At 51.0% G+C, this 416-nt stretch carries 1 protein-coding gene; it reads left to right on the top strand.

The window, feature by feature from the left end; translation table 11 throughout:
- On the top strand, nt 1-416 hold a 416-nt coding region (locus K3G63_RS22630; protein WP_220616421.1), incomplete at both ends, for a fatty acid desaturase.

Raw genomic sequence — 416 nt, 5'->3', positions numbered from 1 at the left:
GCGTTCTCGATGATGTGGAAGACCAAAAATATTTACAACGACGTGCTCAACCACCGCGTGGAACCGGAGCGCCGCTTCGATGGCGACTACCCGCTTTGGTCAGCTCTCGAAAAACTAGGCGACAGCTATTTCTCACGCATTGGCTGGGGTGTGTTCTATGTGATGTTCTACATCTCCTTCGCTACGCAGTGGTGGATGTTCCTGCTTTTGCCAATCCACTTCCTGATGGGCCCGGTGCACGGTGCTATCGTAAACTGGAGCGGACACAAGTATGGTTACCAGAATTTCGACAACAACGACAAATCACGCAACTCGCTTTTCTTTGATTTCCTGACAGGCGGCGAATTGTTCCAAAACAACCACCACAAACTGCCTAACCGTGTGAACTTCGGTGTGAAGTGGTGGGAAGTAGACCC

Source organism: Hymenobacter sp. HSC-4F20 (genome assembly GCF_019599275.1).
Taxonomy (GTDB): domain Bacteria; phylum Bacteroidota; class Bacteroidia; order Cytophagales; family Hymenobacteraceae; genus Hymenobacter.
The sequence above is the reverse complement of the archived record's forward strand: the minus strand, read 5'-3'. Positions and strand labels throughout refer to the sequence as shown.